Below are 14,073 nucleotides of genomic sequence, written 5' to 3' on the forward strand. Positions count from 1 at the left end.
CCCAATGGACAGGCGTCGCCGCGACCTCGCACCTCGCGGGCGACGCCCGAGCACGAGCTGCGAGGAGACACATGTCCGTCCCCGACCCGGCCCACCCGGGCGAGCCCACCCCGCCGGTCCGCCGCCCCGCGTCCGCGGTGCCACCCGCCCCCGCCCCTCCCGCCGGGACGCCGCCGCCCGCACCCCCGACGGCTGCGATGGCGCCCGTTCCGGCGCCCGCACCCGTCGCGGCGACGCCTCCCCCGGTCGTCGCGCCGGCCACCGCCCAGCCCCTGTACCCCGCCGGTGCCGCGGTGCCCGTCGCACCCGTGGTGGCCGCCCGGCCCACGCTCGACGCCGGCCGGTTCTGGGCGGGCGTCGCGGCGACCGCCGTGGTCGCCGCGCTCGTCGCGGTCGTCGGCGTCGTGGTGTTCCAGGAGATCCTCGGGATCGACCTCGTCGTCGGGGACCTGTTCGCGACCGGCAGCACCACGACGGCGCTCGTCGTCGGAGCGGTCCTCGCCGCCGTGGCGGCGGGTGCGGTGCTCCACCTGCTGGTCCTGACGACGCCGCGCCCGCGGGCGTTCTTCGGCTGGATCGTCGGCCTGGGGACGCTCGTCGTCGCGCTGCTGCCCCTGACGTGGACCCAGGACGTGACCGCCGCCGTCGCCACGGGGATCGTGCACCTGGTGGTCGGGATCGCGGTGTGGTCGCTGCTGTCCGGCGTGCTGACCTGGACGCGTCGCCCCGCAGTCCTCGGCTGACGCGCGAACGCCGGCACCGCCCCGTGCGGGGGCCGTGCCGGCGCTCGTCGTCCGCGGTGCCCGGGTCAGACCAGGCGGTGGAGCCAGCCGTGGCGGTCGGTCGCGCGGCCGTACTGGATGTCGGTGAGCTCCGCGCGGATGCGGCCCGTGACCGGGCCGGTGCCGCCGTCGCCGACGGTGAGGTCGAAGTCGTCGCTCGCGAGGCGGCCGATCGGGGTCACGACGGCGGCGGTGCCGCACGCGAACACCTCGGCCACCGAGCCGTCCTCGATCCCGGCGCGCAGCTCGGCGAGCGGGATCGGGCGCTCCGAGACCTCGTGTCCCGCGTCGGTCAGCAGCTGCAGGATCGAGCCGCGCGTGACGCCCTCGAGGATCGAGCCGGACACGGGCGGCGTCGACACCGACCCGTCCGCGCCGACCACGACGATGTTCATGCCGCCGAGCTCCTCGAGCAGCGTGTTCGTCGTCGCGTCGAGGAAGCAGACCTGCTCGCAGCCCTTCTCGTACGCGCGCTGCTGCGGCAGCAGGCTCGCCGCGTAGTTGCCGCCGCACTTGGCCGCCCCGGTGCCGCCCGCACCCGCGCGGTGGAACTCGGTGTCGACCCAGATCGACACCGGCGTGAGGCCGCCCGCGAAGTACGGGCCCACCGGCGACGCGATGACGAGGTACTCGGCCTCCAGCGACGGCCGCACTCCGAGGAAGCTCTCCGAGGCGTACATGAAGGGCCGCAGGTACAGGCTCGTCTCCTCGCCCGACGGCACCCACGCCCGGTCGGTCCGGACGAGCGCCGTGATCGAGCCGAGGAAGTCCGCCTCGGACAGCTGCGGCAGGGCGAGGCGCTGCGCGGACCGCGCGAAGCGTGCCGCGTTGGCCTGCGGGCGGAACGTCCACACCGAGCCGTCGGCGTGCTTGTACGCCTTGAGCCCCTCGAAGATCTCCTGCGCGTAGTGCAGGACCGCGGTCGCGGGGTCGAGCTGCAGCGGGCCGTACTTCTCGACGCGGCGGTCGTGCCAGCCCTCGCCGTCGATGTACGAGATGCGGGCCATGTGCTCGGTGAACACGGTGCCGAACTTGGGCGACGCCAGCGCGGCCTCGCGCGTCGCGTCGGGGACCGGGGTGTCCGTCCGGTGGAGCGTGAACAGGTCGGCGGACGAGGGTGCTGCGAGGGTGCTCATGTCGGGGGGCCTTTCACCAGGGTCGTTGATGACGGTACCGGTGAGGACGGCCGGGTGGACAGGCGACCGCCGCCCCCTGCTCGGGGTGCGGCGGCCGCGGGTGACGGGTCTCAGCCGGCGACGCGCGCGGCGAGGTCCTTGCCCACCTCGGCCGTCGACCGTACTCGCTCCGCCGACCCGCGCTCGGCCAGGTCGGACGCCACCGCGGACTCCACGCGGCGCGCCGCGTCGGACAGGCCGAGGTGCTCCAGGAGCATCGCGACCGACAGGACCGTGGCGGTCGGGTCGGCCTTGCCCTGGCCCGCGATGTCCGGCGCCGAGCCGTGCACGGGCTCGAACATGCTCGGCGCGGTGCGGTCCGGGTTGATGTTCGCCGACGCGGCCAGGCCGATCCCGCCCGTGATCGCGGCGGCGAGGTCGGTGAGGATGTCCCCGAAGAGGTTGTCGGTGACGATCACGTCGAAGCGCGACGGGTTCGTCACGAGGAAGATCGTCGCCGCGTCCACGTGCAGGTAGTCCACCGTGACGTCGGGGAACTCCGCGTTCACGGCCTCGACCGTGCGACGCCACAGGTGCCCCGCGTGCACGAGGACGTTGTGCTTGTGCACGAGCGTGAGCTTCTTGCGGGGCCGGGCCGCGGCACGAGCGAACGCGTCGCGCACCACGCGCTCCACGCCGAACGCCGTGTTGACGCTCACCTCGTTCGCGACCTCGTGCGGCGTGCCCACACGGATCGCGCCGCCGTTGCCGACGTAGGGGCCCTCGGTGCCCTCGCGGACGACGACGAAGTCGACGTCGCCGGGGTCGGCCAGCGGGCTCGTGACGCCGGGGTAGAGACGGCCCGGGCGGAGGTTGACGTAGTGGTCCAGCGCGAAGCGGAGCTTGAGCAGCAGGCCGCGCTCGAGCACGCCCGACGGCACCGTCGGGTCGCCGATCGCGCCCAGCAGGATCGCGTCGTGCGCGCGGATCGCGTCGAGGTCGCCGTCCGTCAGCGTCTCGCCCGTCGCGTGCCAGCGGCGCGCGCCGAGGTCGAAGTCCGTGGTGGCGACGCGCGTGCCCGTGCCGTGCAGCGCGGCCTCGAGGACGAGCAGGCCCTGCTCGACGACCTCGGTGCCGATGCCGTCGCCGGCGACGACGGCGAGACGGAGGTCCGCGGGGGCGGTGGTGCTGGCGCTCATGCGCGGCAGCCTACCGCCGTCCCACGACTCGGACCGGTGTGTCTCAGGTGACGGACGGTCAGTCGACGGCCGGAGTCGGGCCGGTGGTGGGGTACACGAGCTCGAAGCGCTCCGTCACCACCGGCAGGTCCGCGCGGAACGCGTCGTCGCCGAGCACCCGACGCCAGTACCGCTCGTGCTCGGTGCGCCACGACGTCAGCGACAGGTCGTCCTCGCCCTCCGCACGTGCGTGGTCCTCGCCGACCTGGTCGAACGGGACGACCGCGACCTCGGTCGTGCGCAGCAGCGCACGCGGCTCCCCCGTACCGTCGACGACGATCGACAGGTCGCCCACCACGGGCAGGTCGAGGCCCTCCGTCTCGAACTCCGCGAGCGCCGTCGACGTGCCCGTCTTGCGGCCGTCGAGCACCAGGCCCAGGAGCTGGTCCGCGAGCACCGGGGAGTCGCCGAACGACCACGAGGGCGGCGGCACGACGTCCTTCGGCTGCTCCCCCAGCACGGAGTCGAGCTTGCCGAGCCCCAGGTGGCCGCGAGCTGCCTGCCAGAACGCGCTGACCCGCTGGTCCGGCTCCTCGCCCGTCAGGTCGGTCGTCGCCTCGTCGGTCATCGTCGTCCCTCCGTCGGTGGTGGCCCCATCTTGTCGTGCAGCACGAGGGGCGTGCGACCTGGGCGGACAGCCCGGACGCACGCCCCTCGGAGAGCCGCAGGGTCAGCGCGCCGCGCTTCCCTCGACGTAGTCGGAGTCCGAGGGCTTCACCCACGCGAAGAGCTTGCGCAGCTCGCGGCCGACCGGCTCGATCGGGTGGTTCTGGCCCTTCTCGCGGAGCTCCTTGAACTCCGGCGCACCGGCGTCCTGGTCGTCGATGAAGCGCTTCGCGAACGCGCCGTTCTGGATGTCCGCGAGGACGGCCTGCATGTTCGCCTTGACGTCGGGCGTGATGACGCGCGGGCCCGAGACGTAGTCGCCGTACTCCGCCGTGTCGGAGACGGACCAGCGCTGCTTGGTGATGCCGCCCTCGAAGATGAGGTCGACGATGAGCTTGAGCTCGTGCAGCACCTCGAAGTACGCGACCTCGGGCTGGTAGCCGGCCTCGGTCAGGGTCTCGAAGCCGTACTGGATGAGCTGCGAGACGCCGCCGCACAGCACGGCCTGCTCACCGAACAGGTCGGTCTCGGTCTCCTCGGTGAAGGTCGTCTTGATGCCCGCGGCGCGCAGGCCGCCGATCGCCTTGGCGTAGGACAGCGCGAGCTTCCACGCGTCGCCCGACGCGTCCTGCTCGACGGCGACGATGACCGGCACGCCGCGGCCGTCGACGTACTCGCGGCGGACCAGGTGGCCCGGGCCCTTGGGGGCGACCATGAGGACGTCGTGGTTCGCGGCCGGCTTGATGTAGCCGAAGCGGATGTTGAAGCCGTGGCCGAAGACGAGCGCGGCGCCGTCCTTGAGGTTCGGCTCGATCTCGTCGCGGTAGACGATCCGCTGCACCTGGTCGGGGGCGAGGATGACGACGACGTCGGCGCCCGCGACCGCGTCGGCGACCGTCGCGACCTTGAGGCCCTCGTTCTCGGCCTTGGCGCGCGACGCCGAGCCCTCACGCAGGCCCACGGTGACGTCGACGCCGGAGTCGCGCAGGTTGAGCGAGTGCGCGTGCCCCTGGCTGCCGTAGCCGATGACGGCGACCTTCTTGGACTGGATGACCGACAGGTCGGCGTCGTCGTCGTAGAACAGCTCAGCCACGGTGGATCTCCTCAGGTGGTGTGGGGTGGTGCGACGTGCGGGGGGATGGTCGGGGTCAGGCGGTGCGCGAGACGCGCTCGAGCGCCCGGTCCGTGATCGAGCGCGACCCGCGCCCGATGGCGACCGTGCCGGACTGCACGATCTCACGGATGCCGAACGGCTCCAGGGCGGTCAGGAGGGCGCCGAGCTTGCCCGGGCTGCCGGTCGCCTCGATCACGACCGTGTCGGGGACGACGTCGACGACGTGCGCCCGGAACAGCTGGACGACCTCGAGGACCGAGGTGCGCTGCGCGGTGTCCGCCTTGACCTTGACGAGCAGCAGCTCGCGCTGCACGGACGCCGCGTCCTCGAGCTCGACGATCTTGATGACGTTGATGAGCTTGTTGAGCTGCTTGGTCACCTGCTCGAGCGGCAGCTCGTCGACGTCGACGACGACGGTGATGCGCGAGATCTCCTCGTGCTCCGTCGGGCCCACGGCGAGCGAATGGATGTTGAAGGACCGGCGGGCGAACAGGCCCGCGACGCGCGTGAGCACACCGGGCTTGTTCTCCACGAGCACGGACAGCGTGTGGCGGCTCATTCTCAGTCCTCGGTCTCGATGGGTCGGGCTGAGGCTGCATTCCGCTCCAGCCGAGTGCCTTGCTTCGCTTCAGCCCTCAACTTCCGCTCCATTTCGCTCAGTCCTCCCGGTCCCACGCCGGGCTGATGCCCCGGGCGTACTGGATGTCGTCGTTGCTCACGCCGGCAGCGACCATGGGCCACACCATCGCGTCGCGCGACACGGTGAAGTCCACGACGACGGGACGGTCGTCGATCTCGAGCGCGCGCTTGATGGTCGCGTCCACGTCGGCCTTCGTCTCGCAGCGCAGGCCCACGCAGCCGTAGGCGTCGGCGAGCTTGACGAAGTCCGGCACGCGCACCGTGCCGTGGCCGGTGTGCAGGTCCGTGTTGGAGTAGCGCGACTCGTAGAACAGCGTCTGCCACTGCCGGACCATGCCGAGCGACGAGTTGTTGACGACCGCCACCTTGATCGGGATGTCGTTGATCGTGCAGGTGGCGAGCTCCTGGTTGGTCATCTGGAAGCAGCCGTCGCCGTCGATCGCCCACACGGTCCGGTCGGGCTGGCCGACCTTCGCGCCCATCGCCGCGGGCACGGAGTAGCCCATGGTGCCGAGGCCGCCGGAGTTGAGCCACGAGTTGGGCCGCTCGTACTTGATGAACTGCGCCGCCCACATCTGGTGCTGCCCGACGCCCGCTGCGTACACGGCCTCGGGGCCCGACAGCTCGCCGATGCGCTGGATGACGTGCTGCGGGGCCAGGTGGCCGTCCGACGGCTCGTCGTAGCCGAGCGGGAAGGTCTCGCGCCACGCGTCGAGCTGCTTCCACCAGGCCTCGAGGTCCGGCTTGCCGTGCTGGCCGTGCTCGCGGGCGAGCTCGGGCAGCAGGTCGGCGAGCACCTCGCGCAGGTCGCCCACGATCGGCACGTCGACGGCCTTGTTCTTGCCGATCTCGGCGGGGTCGATGTCGGCGTGCACGATCGTCGCGTTCGGGGCGAAGCTCGACAGCTGGCCCGTGACGCGGTCGTCGAACCGTGCGCCGAGCGCGACGATGAGGTCGGCGCGCTGCAGCGCGGCGACGGCCGCCACCGTGCCGTGCATGCCCGGCATGCCGAGGTGCTGCGGGTGGGTGTCGGGCAGCGCGCCGCGCGCCATGAGCGTCGTGACGGCCGGCGCGCCCGAGGTGTCGACCAGGGCGCGCAGCTCGGCTGCGGCGCCGGCGCGGATCACGCCGCCCCCGACGTACAGCACGGGCCGCCGGGCGGTCGCGAGCAGGCGGGCGGCCTCCCGGATCTGCTTGGCGTGCGGCTTGGTGACCGGGTGGTAGCCGGGCAGCGTGATGTCCTGCGGCCAGCTGAACGTCGTCTGCGCCTGCATGGCCGACTTCGCGATGTCGACGAGCACCGGGCCCGGGCGCCCGCTCGCGGCGATGTGGAACGCCTCGGCGATGACGCGCGGGATGTCGTCGGGGTCCGTCACGAGGTAGTTGTGCTTCGTCACCGGCAGCGTGATGCCGACGATGTCGGCCTCCTGGAACGCGTCGGTGCCGATGAGCGACGCGCCGACCTGCCCCGTGATCGCCACGAGCGGGACGGAGTCCATGTGGGCGTCCGCGATCGGGGTCACGAGGTTGGTCGCACCGGGGCCGGACGTCGCCATGCAGACGCCGACCCGGCCCGTCGCGGAGGCGTACCCGGCCGCGGCGTGGCCGCCGCCCTGCTCGTGCCGCACGAGGATGTGCCGCACCTTGGCGGAGTCCATGAGCGGGTCGTAGGTGGGCAGGATCGCGCCGCCCGGGATGCCGAACACGACCTCGACGCCCTGCTCCTCCAGGGAGCGGACGATCGACTGCGCACCGGTGACCTTCTCGACGGTCGAGCCCGCACCGACGACGACCCGGTCGCGGTCCGCTCGGGCGTGCGCGACGACCGCAGGGCTGGCCTGCGGTGCGGGCGGCGCGGGCGTACGCGGCGGTGCCGGGTGAGGACCCTGGACCATCGTTGTCTCCCTGGTGGTGCGGTCGATGAGAAGAGGCCGGAACACAGAAAAACCCCTCGGGCCCGAGGACGGGCGGGACGAGGGGTGCGCGCGCGGACGGGGCCTGGGTGCGGTGGCCTCAGCCGGCGCGCTCAGGAAGTACTACGAGGATCGTCTGCACGCGAGCGACCCTACGCCTCCGTCGGTTCGGTGTCACCCCGTCTCACATCGTGGTTCACGTGTCCACCTGACGGAAGGTGCGGGTGTCGCCCGGTCGGCCCCTGGCGGAGCGGGACGACCGGGCGGCACGGGCCTGAGGGAGGCGTCAGCAGGTCGTGCCCGGGTCGCACCACTGGTGCGCCACGTCGACCACGAGCCGGGAGCCGTTGCCCGGCCCGGGCAGCAGGAACGTGCGGAACGGCAGCCGGGCGCGCACGCCCAGGCCGATCGTCGTCACACGGTCGGCGCTGCCCGCCCACACGACGTCCCGGAACGTGCGGTACCCGCTCACGTCGGCCATCGACGCCCCCGTCGCCGGCGTCGGCCACAGGGCGTGCCCGACGTTCGGCACGACAGCCAGCCGGGCGCCCCCGCGCACGGGCACCGCAGCACCCGTGCCCTGCTCCGTCACGACGTCGACGTACTGCACGGAGTAGCTCGAGACGAAGTGCACGGCGTCCAGGACGATCCGGTCGAAGCACTCGTGCCGACCCGTGCGGACCGCCCGGAGCTGGCCGCCCGGAGCGGTCCCCACGACCTCGGGCTGCGAGCCCCAGACCTGACCGCAGTACGGCGTGGCCGACGCCGCCGGGGCGGCGAGCAGGTGCAGCCCCACCGCCAGCAGCAGCGCCAGGCCCGCGACGGACGTCGTGCGCACGGACGACCTCCCGACGACCGACATCAGCAGGTGGTCCCCGTCTCGCACCACTGGTGCCCGACGTCGACCACGAGCCTCGACCCGTCACCGGGCCCGGCCAGCACGAACACACGGAACGGCAGCCGGGCACGCACGCCCAGCCCGATCGTCGTCACGCCCTCGAAGCTGCCCGCCCACACGACGTCACGGAACGTCCGGTACGCCGAGGTGTCGATGAGCCGCCCGCCGTCGCCGACGAACCACGAGTCCGTCGGGACGACGCCGACGCGGGCGACGACCTCCAGACGGGCACCGCCGCGGACGGCCACCGGGAAGCCGGACCCGTCCTGCGTGACGACGTCCACGTACCGCACCGACCACCCCGTCAGGGGTGCGTCGACGTCGAGCACGAGCCGGTCGTAGCACGTGTGCCGACCGGCGCGGACGTTCGTGAGGGTGCCGGCCGACATGTCTCCGGCTGCGCGGGGCTGAGAGCCCCAGACCTGGCCGCAGTACGGCGCGGCGGACGCCGCCGGGGCGGCGAGCAGGTGCAGGCCGGCTGCGAGGAGCAGCAGCAGCCCGCCGACGAGGAACTTGCGCATCGTGCACCACCTGGACAGGAGCAGGACCTGCGGGAGGTGCGGCACCCGGGCCGCGACGTCGTCGTCGCGGTCGGGCGCCGGGACGGGCCCGTCGGGTGGGCGGTGCGGGGCGGGCCGGCGGTCGTGCTGCGCCCACACGGGAAGGTGTACCAGAGGCCGGGTGCAGATACGACGGGCGTGGGTGAACCGTGATCAGACCGATCCCGGCTGCGGCTCCGGGTCCGGCTCGGGGTCGAAGTCGAACGCCGGGAGGCCGTCGATGCTCGTCCGGTTCTTCTGCCGTCGGTAGGCCGCCTGGCCCTGCTCGCCCTTGCGCTCCATGTACGGCGGCAGCAGGTCGCGCTCCCCCACGTGCTCCATGAGCGGCACGCCGTAGCCGCACGAGTCGGAGACGCGCTCGACGTCCACCACGACCACCGCCCGCGCACCACGCGTCTCCGGGAACAGCGCCGCGAGCTCCGCGAACCCCTCGTCGTAGAGCGTGACGAACCGGCCGCGGCCGTGCAGGCGGACGATGTTCGGCGGCCCCTGGAACGCGCAGAACATCACGGTGATGCGGCCGTTCTCGCGCAGGTGCGCGATCGTCTCGGCACCGCTGGCCGTGAGGTCGAGGTACGCGACGGTGCGGTCGTCGAGCACGACGAACGAGCCGTCGATCCCCTTCGGGGACACGTTGACGTGCCCGCCGTCGCCGCTGGGGGCCGTCGCGACGAAGAACACGTGCTGCGCGAGGAGGAACGTGCGCATCCGGTCGTCGATCCGCTCGTGCACCTTGCCCATGCGCCCTCCTCCGCCGCTCCCGTCGGCGGCAGGCTATCCGCGGGCGCCGTCGCGCACCCCCGGGCGTCCGCGGGCCGGGCGTGCGCTCAGGCGCCCGGCAGGATCCCCCGCTCGATGGCCACCGTCACCGCGCGCGTCCGGTCGTCGACGCCGAGCTTCGCGAACGCGCGCAGCAGGTGCGTCTTGACCGTCGCCTCCGTGATGAACAGCTCGCGCCCGATGCCCGCGTTCGACAGGCCCCGGGCGACGCCCGCGAGGACCTCCTGCTCGCGCGCGGTCAGCCGCTCCTGCTCCCCGCGCACCTGCTGCACGAGCCGGCGTGCGACGGACGGCGACAGCGCCGACTCGCCGCGCGCGGCCGCCCGGACCCCCGCGACGAGCTGGTCGCGCGGCGTGTCCTTGAGCAGGTACCCGGTGGCGCCCGCCTCCACGGCGCGCAGGATGTCCGTGTCGGTCTCGTACGTCGTGAGCACCAGGACGCGCACGCCGGGCAGCGTGCCCGTGATGCGCGCGGTCGCGGCGGCGCCGTCGAGGACCGGCATGCGCAGGTCCATGAGCACCAGGTGCGGCCGCAGCTCGGCCGCGAGGGCGACGGCCTGCTCGCCGTCGGCCGCCTCGCCCACGACCTCGAGGTCCGGCTCGAGCCCGAGCATCCCCGCGAGGCCGGACCGGACGACGGGGTGGTCGTCCGCCAGCAGCACCCGGATCATGCGTCCTCCTTCGTCCCGCCCGCAGGCGTCCCACCCGTCGGCACCCTCGCCGCGGGTCCCGTCGCGCCCGTCGGGCTCGCCGTCCCCGTCGTGCCTGCCGTCCCCGTCGTGCCTGCCGTCGCCGTCGTGCCCGTCGGCGCAGCGCCGGCGGTCGGAAGCGTGACGCTCACGCGCGTGCCGCCGCCCGGTCCGCTGCCCACCTCGAGCGTCCCGCCGCCCGCGTCCACGCGCTCGCGCATGCCCCGCAGCCCGACGCCCTCGACGACGTCGACGGGCAGCCCGCGTCCGTCGTCGGCGACCTCGAGCAGGACATCGTCGCCGTCGCGACGCACCGACAGCCGCACCGCCTGCGCGCCCGCGTGCTTGCGCACGTTCGCGAGGGCTTCCTGCGCGGCGCGCAGCAGCACGACTGCCTGCTCCGGTCCCACGGCACCCAGGCCGTCCAGGCCGTCGACCTCCACCCGCACCCGGGTCTCGGCCTCGAACCGGGTCGCCAGGCGGTCGAGCGCGTCGGCCAGGGTGCCGCTCTCCAGCTCGGGCGGCCCAAACGCGGCGACGAGCGCACGTGCCTGCGCGAGGTTGTCACGCGCGACGGCCTCGATCTGGTCGACCCGCTCCGCGGCGGGCGCGAGCCGGTCCCGGGCGATCTCGGCCGACGCCGCCTGGGCGAGCATGACGACGCTCGTGAACCCCTGCGCGAGGGTGTCGTGGATCTCCTGGGCGAGCCGCGCGCGCTCCGCGAGGACGCCCGCGGCGTGGTGCGTCGAGGCGAGCTCGGCCTGTGCCGCACCGAGCCGCTCGACGAGCGCCGCGCGTTCCTCGCTCTGCTCCGACACCCACGTGATCCACAGCCCGAGGGCGATCGCGAACACCAGGCCCGTGCCGGCCTGCCCGACGAGTCCGAGCAGGGCCCGCGGCTCGGCCACCGCCGACGGGTCCGCCACGACGAGCGCGGTCGCGAAGGCGACCGTGAGCACCACGCACCACGCGACGCCCTCGAGCCGCGTCGTCGAGAAGAACCAGATCTGCGAGTAGGCGACGAACAGCATCACGGCGCCGAGGTTCGCGACGGACACCTCGACGAGCAGCACCGCGACGAGCACCAGCAGGTAGGGGCGCGTCAGGCGCACGTCGCCGCGGATCGCCCCGGGCCTCCCGAGCAGCAGGTACGCGACCACGAGGACCGCGAGCCCGAGCCCCGCGACGAGCGCACCGCCGGGGCTGTCCGCCTCCACCAGGATCGGCACGGCCGCGACCGCGGTGATCGCGTAGAAGCCGATGTCCCACCCGCGCAGCGAGCGGACCCAGAACTCGTGCCGGTCGACGGGCGCCGGCGGCCGGGTGCGCGTCATGGCGCCGAGCCTGCCACGCGCGGCGGCGTCGACACGGCGACCACCACCGGGCAGGATGCGCGCATGACGACGGGACGGGCGGCCGGACGGACCTCGGGGACGCGTCGACGGGGCGTGCTGCGACGCGCGGTGGACGGTGTCGTCACCGCCCTCGTGCGCCGTGGGAGCGGACCGCGCGGCACCGTGCTGCTCACCGTCGCCGGGCGCACCTCGGGGCAGCCGCGCACCACGCCCGTCACGCTCGTCGAGCGCGACGGGACGCGCTGGCTGGTCGCGCCGTACGGGCCCGTCGGCTGGGTCGCGAACGTGCGAGCCGCGGGCGTCGTCGACGTGCGGCGCGGCCGGGCCGTGCAGCGGCTCGCCGTCGAGGAGGTCGACGCGGCCGTCGGCGCGCCGGTGCTGCGCCAGTACCTGCAGGAGGTCGCGGTCGTGCGGCGCGTGTTCGACGTCGCGCCGACCGATCCCGTCGAGGCGTTCGTCCCGCTCGTCGCGACCCACCCGGTGTTCCGGCTGCGGCCCGTCTGACGACGCGCACGCACCGGGGCGCCTCCCTCCCAGGCACCCCGGTGCGCGCCGTGCGCGACGACCGACCTAGCCGTCGTCACGCCGCCGCCAGCGGAAGAACCGCACGCCGACGACGAGGCCGACCACGAGCCACGCCGTCAGCACGGCGGCCGTCGTCACGAGCTCCGCGTCGCCCGCGACGGCCTCCGGCAGGAACACCGCCTGCATGCCCTCGACCAGCCACCGCAGCGGGAACACCGACGCGACCTGCTGCATCCAGCCGGGCAGGCTGTCCCACTGGAAGAACACGCCGGAGATGAACTGCAGCACGAGCACGATCGGCGTGACGACCGCGCTCGCCGACCGGCCCGAGCGCGGGACGGAGGAGAACGCGACGCCGCACACCGCGCCCGCGGCGGTCCCCAGCAGGTACACCCACGCGAACGTCAGCCAGTCGCCCGCCGTGTCGGGCAGCGTCACGTCGAACAGCGCGACCGCGACGGCCAGCAGGATCGTGGTCTGCACGAGCTGCGTGCCGAGCACCTGGCCGATCTTGCCGAGGAAGTACGCCGCCGCGGGCAGCGGGGTGCCGCGCAGCCGCTTGAGCCCGCCCTCGTCACGCTCCACCGAGATCGAGATCGCGAGGGACTGGAAGCTCGACAGCACGACGCCCGTGGCGATCATCCCCGGCAGGAAGTACTGCGCGAACGGGATGTCGACGCCCCCGGCCTGCACGGTCGCGCCGTCCTGCCCGAACACCGCGGCGAAGATCGCCATCATGATGACGGGGTAGGCGAAGATGAACACGACCGCGTCGCGCTCGCGGAAGAACACCCGCAGCTCGTAGCGGGCCCGCTCGACGCCCAGCGCCAGCGTCCCGGGCAGCCGGGCCGGGTGCGAGCGCCGCGGTGCGGGCGACGTCGTCGTGGTGCTCGTCGTGGCGGTCATCGCACGGCCTCCTGCAGCTCGTGGACCTGCGCGCCGGCGCCCTGCAGCAGCCCGAGGTAGACGTCCTCGAGCGTCGGGCGCAGCACCTGCAGCTCCGGGATCTCGTCGTAGCGGGCGGCCAGCTCGGTCACCGTGCGGGTCGGGGTGTCGGTGCGGACCTCGTGCGTCCCGCCGGCGTCGACCCAGCGGACGACCGCCTGCCGTGCGCCGCGCCCGCCCAGGTCGTCGGGCGTGCCCTCCGCGACGACCCGCCCGTCGGCGACGACCACGACCCGGTCGGCGAGCCGCTCGGCCTCCTCGAGGTAGTGCGTCGTGAGCAGGATCGTCGTGCCGTCGCTGCGCAGGCCCTCGACGAGGTCCCAGAACGAGCGCCGCGCCTGCGGGTCGAACCCCGTGGTCGGCTCGTCCAGGAACACCAGCTCGGGCCGGCCGACGATGCCGAGAGCGACGTCGAGACGGCGGCGCTGCCCGCCCGAGAGCTGACGCGCGCGCACGCGCGCCTTCTCGCGCAGCCCGACGGCGTCGATCACCTCGTCCGGGTCGCGCGGGTCCGGGTAGTAGCGGGCGAAGTGCCGCACGAGCTCGGCGACCGTCGCCTCCGCGAGGTCGTTCGTGCCCTGGAGCACGACGCCGATCCGTGCGCGCCAGTCGCGGTCCGCGGTCTGCGGGTCCTCCCCCAGCACGCGGACCACGCCGTCGTCGCGGTGCCGGAACCCCTCGAGGATCTCGACCGTCGTCGTCTTGCCGGCGCCGTTGGGGCCGAGGATCGCGACGATCTCCCCGCGCTCGACACTCAGGTCGAGGCCGTCGACGGCCTGCTTGCGCCCGTACCGCTTGCGCAGGCCCGCGACCTCGATGGCCGGGGAGCTGCTGGGTCGTGTGGTCATGGCTCCAGCGTCGTCGCCGGGCCCGTCGTCGCGCGACGACCGACGCACCGGCACGCCCGTCCACCG

15 protein-coding genes are annotated in these 14,073 nt (G+C 73.7%); 2 read left to right on the forward strand and 13 right to left on the reverse strand.

What is annotated here, in order from left to right; genetic code table 11:
• Positions 1-71 precede the first annotated feature (71 nt).
• Positions 72-743, forward strand: a complete 672-nt coding sequence (locus CELF_RS19600; RefSeq protein ID WP_013771846.1) for a DUF6069 family protein — start codon at positions 72-74, stop codon at positions 741-743.
• Positions 744-808: 65 nt separating this feature from the next.
• On the opposite strand, the gene CELF_RS13595 is transcribed toward CELF_RS19600, so the two are convergent.
• The 11 genes from CELF_RS13595 to CELF_RS13645 all read right to left on the reverse strand — a co-directional run bounded on the left by CELF_RS13595 (position 809) and on the right by CELF_RS13645 (position 11,668).
• On the reverse strand, positions 809-1,918 hold the full coding sequence (locus CELF_RS13595; RefSeq protein WP_013771847.1) for a branched-chain amino acid aminotransferase: 1,110 nt from the start codon (positions 1,916-1,918) through the stop codon (positions 809-811).
• A gap of 110 nt (positions 1,919-2,028) precedes the next feature.
• A complete protein-coding gene (locus tag CELF_RS13600) occupies positions 2,029-3,096 on the reverse strand; it encodes a 3-isopropylmalate dehydrogenase (protein ID WP_013771848.1) in 1,068 nt (355 codons plus the stop codon).
• Between the two features lie 58 nt (positions 3,097-3,154).
• Positions 3,155-3,703 (reverse strand): ASCH domain-containing protein, encoded by a 549-nt coding sequence (locus CELF_RS13605; RefSeq protein WP_013771849.1) that lies wholly within the window; start codon positions 3,701-3,703, stop codon positions 3,155-3,157.
• 102 nt (positions 3,704-3,805) lie between these two features.
• Positions 3,806-4,834 carry a ketol-acid reductoisomerase gene (ilvC, locus tag CELF_RS13610; protein WP_013771850.1) on the reverse strand — a complete coding sequence of 343 codons (1,029 nt, stop codon included), beginning with the start codon at positions 4,832-4,834 and terminating at the stop codon, positions 3,806-3,808.
• 55 nt (positions 4,835-4,889) lie between these two features.
• A complete protein-coding gene (ilvN, locus tag CELF_RS13615; RefSeq protein ID WP_013771851.1) occupies positions 4,890-5,414 on the reverse strand; it encodes an acetolactate synthase small subunit in 525 nt (174 codons plus the stop codon).
• Positions 5,415-5,511: 97 nt separating this feature from the next.
• Positions 5,512-7,389, reverse strand: coding sequence for an acetolactate synthase large subunit (locus CELF_RS13620; RefSeq protein WP_013771852.1), 1,878 nt, complete (start codon positions 7,387-7,389; stop codon positions 5,512-5,514).
• Positions 7,390-7,693: 304 nt separating this feature from the next.
• A complete protein-coding gene (locus tag CELF_RS13625; protein WP_013771853.1) occupies positions 7,694-8,245 on the reverse strand; it encodes an AMIN-like domain-containing (lipo)protein in 552 nt (183 codons plus the stop codon).
• 23 nt (positions 8,246-8,268) lie between these two features.
• Positions 8,269-8,826, reverse strand: a complete 558-nt coding sequence (locus CELF_RS13630; protein WP_041554357.1) for an AMIN-like domain-containing (lipo)protein — start codon at positions 8,824-8,826, stop codon at positions 8,269-8,271.
• 192 nt (positions 8,827-9,018) lie between these two features.
• Positions 9,019-9,606 carry a pyridoxamine 5'-phosphate oxidase family protein gene (locus tag CELF_RS13635; RefSeq protein ID WP_013771855.1) on the reverse strand — a complete coding sequence of 196 codons (588 nt, stop codon included), beginning with the start codon at positions 9,604-9,606 and terminating at the stop codon, positions 9,019-9,021.
• An 86-nt stretch (positions 9,607-9,692) separates the two neighbouring features.
• Complete coding sequence (locus CELF_RS13640; RefSeq protein ID WP_013771856.1) at positions 9,693-10,316, reverse strand: response regulator; 624 nt, start codon at positions 10,314-10,316, stop codon at positions 9,693-9,695.
• Entirely contained in the window at positions 10,313-11,668 is a 1,356-nt protein-coding gene (locus CELF_RS13645; RefSeq protein WP_013771857.1) for a sensor histidine kinase, read from the reverse strand. The genes CELF_RS13640 and CELF_RS13645 overlap by 4 nt, the downstream gene beginning before the upstream one ends.
• Before the next feature lie 63 nt (positions 11,669-11,731).
• On the opposite strand from CELF_RS13645, the gene CELF_RS13650 reads away from it, so the two are divergent.
• The gene (locus CELF_RS13650) at positions 11,732-12,193 is read left to right on the forward strand and encodes a nitroreductase family deazaflavin-dependent oxidoreductase (protein WP_013771858.1); all 462 of its coding nucleotides are present in this window, start codon (positions 11,732-11,734) and stop codon (positions 12,191-12,193) included.
• A gap of 66 nt (positions 12,194-12,259) precedes the next feature.
• On the opposite strand, the gene CELF_RS13655 is transcribed toward CELF_RS13650, so the two are convergent.
• Together CELF_RS13655 and CELF_RS13660 are read right to left on the reverse strand one after the other, a co-directional pair.
• A complete protein-coding gene (locus CELF_RS13655; RefSeq protein ID WP_013771859.1) occupies positions 12,260-13,120 on the reverse strand; it encodes an ABC transporter permease in 861 nt (286 codons plus the stop codon).
• Positions 13,117-14,007: an ABC transporter ATP-binding protein gene (locus CELF_RS13660; protein WP_013771860.1), complete on the reverse strand. Its 891-nt coding sequence runs from the start codon at positions 14,005-14,007 to the stop codon at positions 13,117-13,119. Before CELF_RS13660 ends, CELF_RS13655 begins: the two co-directional genes overlap by 4 nt.
• Between the last annotated feature and the right edge of the window lie 66 nt (positions 14,008-14,073).

Origin of the sequence: Cellulomonas fimi ATCC 484 (assembly GCF_000212695.1) — a bacterium.
In the GTDB taxonomy this organism is placed as follows: Bacteria; Actinomycetota; Actinomycetes; order Actinomycetales; family Cellulomonadaceae; genus Cellulomonas; species Cellulomonas fimi.